This is a genomic window from Sulfitobacter sp. HI0040, from assembly GCF_001634885.1.
In the GTDB taxonomy this organism is placed as follows: domain Bacteria; phylum Pseudomonadota; class Alphaproteobacteria; order Rhodobacterales; family Rhodobacteraceae; genus Sulfitobacter.
In genome coordinates, this window is sequence record NZ_LWEX01000185.1 from 1 (window position 1) to 2,887 (window position 2,887).

Below are 2,887 nucleotides of genomic sequence, written 5' to 3' on the forward strand. Positions count from 1 at the left end.
GCCCGACCGTGCGCGAAGACGACGGGCTCGCCATGTCCTCGCGCAACCTGCGGTTGGCTGCCGGCCCGCGCGAAACGGCGTCGGTGATCGCCCGGGTGTTGGCGATCGCGGCAAATGACATCCGAAGGGGTGGAAAAGTCGCGCAGGCGCTTGGAGAGGCCAGAAAAGCACTGCTCGCCGCCGGGTTCGACAGCATCGACTACCTCGAACTGCGCAGCGACCCCGACCTGCAGGTGATGACTGAGGCCGACCGCCCCGGTCGTCTTTTCCTGGCCGCCTGGCTCGACGGTGTGCGGCTCATCGACAATGTCCCTGTTGCAGGCCCCCAGAGCGTCGAGAACGCGGAAGATCAACCGCTCGAGTCGGCCTGAGAGAGACAGGTGAGCGTTGTAGGGGCCGTGATCGTTACCGCTTGAAGGGCGATTTCAAGGCGCTGAAGAACCATACTGAAAGGACCGAACCCCATTCAGGAGTTCGGCATTCCCCGGTGCCCGTGATCATCACCGCCGAATTTCAGCGGGGACGCGCTCGGCGGAGGCGTTCAATTGACACCACAGTCTCATAATTCATAGTGTCGTCCTAAGCGATGTCATCCGGAGGCGGGGGGAGGAAACTTTCCGAAGGGTGGCGCTGACAATAATAACCGGGAGGAACATCATGAAACATCTGAAGACAGCCGCATTGGCGGTTTGCCTGACCGCAACGACGGCGGCGGCGCAGGACATCGATCTGCCGAAACAATTGTCCTGGACAGCCTATGGCACCGGATCGGCCGGCTATAACCAATCGGTCGCCATCGGGGCCGCGCTGCAGGACGCAACGGGCGTGAACCTGCGCGTGTTGCCGGGCAAGAACGACGTGTCGCGCACCGAACCGCTGCGCCAGGGGCGTGTGCAGTTCTCGGCCACCGGCGTGGGCGGCAGCTATATGGCACAGGAAGGCGTGTTCGACTTCGGTGCGGAAAACTGGGGGCCGCAGCCCATTCGCGTGCTGTTGGCCAACAACGGCGGCGCGATCAACCTCGCGGTTGGCGTCGCCGCCGACGAGGGGATCGAGACCTATGCCGACCTCAAGGGCAAGCGCGTGGCCTATATCGTCGGAGCGCCCGCCCTGAACGTTAACACCGAGGCCTACCTCGCCTATGGCGGGCTGACCTGGGATGACGTGGAGCGGGTGGATTTCGGCGGCTTCGGGGCCAGCTGGACCGGCCTGATCGAGGATCAGGTGGATGCGGCCTTTGCCTCGACCAACTCGGGCAAGGCCTATGAGGCCGAAGCAGGGCCGCGCGGTCTGTTCTGGCCGCCCATCGACCCCGAAAACACCGAAGGCTTCGAGGCGATGACCAGTATCGCGCCCTTCTTCGTCATCAACAAGGCGATGGTCGGTGCCACGATCGACGGCACCGATGGCTATCAGGGGGCGGGCTATGCCTATCCGGTACTGACCGCGATGGAGAGCACCGAGGATGACCTCGTCTACAACATGACCAAGGCGATGGTCGAACTGTTCGACCAGTACGATGGCAAGGCGCCGGGAATCTCCGGCTGGGCGCTCGACAAGCAGGACATGAAGTGGGTTGTCCCCTATCACGCGGGTGCTATCCGCTACTTCGAAGAGCAGGGCATCTGGAACGAAGAAGCACAGGCGCATAACGATGACCTGATCGCCCGGCAGGAAGCGCTCGCCGCTGCCTGGGAGGAATTGAAGGCGCAGGATCCCGACGATTGGACCGCCGCCTGGACCGAGGCGCGCAAGGCCGCGCTAGAAGAGGGCGGCTTCGACGTCACCTTCTAAGCTGACCACAAGCCGACAAGAACCGGCCTGCACCCGCAGGCCGGTTCTCCCGTTCTGCCCAGCAGCCGAGTGATCCCATGTCAGACAGCAGCCACCAGCAGCCCCCCAAGGCCGAAGGCCACGAGAAAATCGCCATCGACGGCGAAACCCCGGCAGAGCGCATTTCGGGGCCGGCCCGCTGGGCTGTGATCACCGGAACGCTGGCGTCGCTGGTGCTTGTCATCAACCAGCTCTTCAATCTTCAGATCGCAGGCATCGTGCTGATCGAGGGACGGTATCTCTATATTCTGGGCGGGCTTTTTCTGGCGCTGAGCTTCCTGATCTTCCAGATGGGCGGCGGCAAGGGTGGCCAACCGAGCATCATCGACTGGATCCTCTTTGCACTGTCGCTGGCCAGCACCGGCTACCTCGCGCAGACCGCGCAGCAGAACCTCAGCCAGGGCTGGGAATACGCGGCGCCGGAACTCGCGCAATATGTCTCGGTCGTATTCTTCTTTCTGATCCTTGAGGCGACGCGCCGGGCCGGTGGGCTGGTGCTTTTCATCATCGTGACCTTCTTCGCTTTCTATCCCACCTTTGCAGGCGTGGTGCCGGACCCGTTCTCGGGCTTTCAGAGCACGTTCATGCAGACGGTGCCCTATCATATCTATTCGTCCGAAAGCTCCTTCGGCATTCCGATGAAGGCTTTCGGCGGCGTTGTCATCGGGTTCATCCTCTTTGGCGCGGTGCTGCAAAGAACCGGGGGCGGGCAGTTCTTCAACGATCTGGCGCTTGGCATGGTGGGCGGCTATCGCGGTGGCGCGGCAAAGGTGTCGATCTTTGCCAGCGGTTTCATGGGGTCGATGTCGGGCTCCGTCATTTCCAACGTGCTGACCACTGGCGCGGTATCGATCCCGGCCATGAAGCGCACGGGCTTTTCCGCAAGGACCGCCGCCGCGACAGAGGCCTGCGCGTCGACCGGCGGGGTGCTGATGCCACCGATCATGGGGGCCACGGCCTTCATCATGGCCTCGTTCCTGTCGCGCCCCTATGTGGAGATCGCACTGGCCGCCGCCATTCCCAGCATTCTCTATTACTGGAGCCTTTTCGCCCA

General features: G+C 62.9%; 3 protein-coding genes. All 3 read left to right on the top strand.

Going from position 1 to position 2,887, the window contains the following annotated elements; all coding sequences use genetic code 11:
• A partial coding sequence (locus A3728_RS11640; protein WP_150120752.1) for a pantoate--beta-alanine ligase occupies window positions 1-371 on the top strand: 371 nt, incomplete at its 5' end.
• Between the two features lie 286 nt (window positions 372-657).
• Window positions 658-1,794, top strand: a complete 1,137-nt coding sequence (locus A3728_RS11645) for a TAXI family TRAP transporter solute-binding subunit (RefSeq protein WP_067923749.1) — start codon at window positions 658-660, stop codon at window positions 1,792-1,794.
• 77 nt (window positions 1,795-1,871) lie between these two features.
• Window positions 1,872-2,887 (top strand): TRAP transporter permease (locus A3728_RS11650; RefSeq protein WP_150120753.1); only part of this gene is annotated, 1,016 nt, incomplete at its 3' end.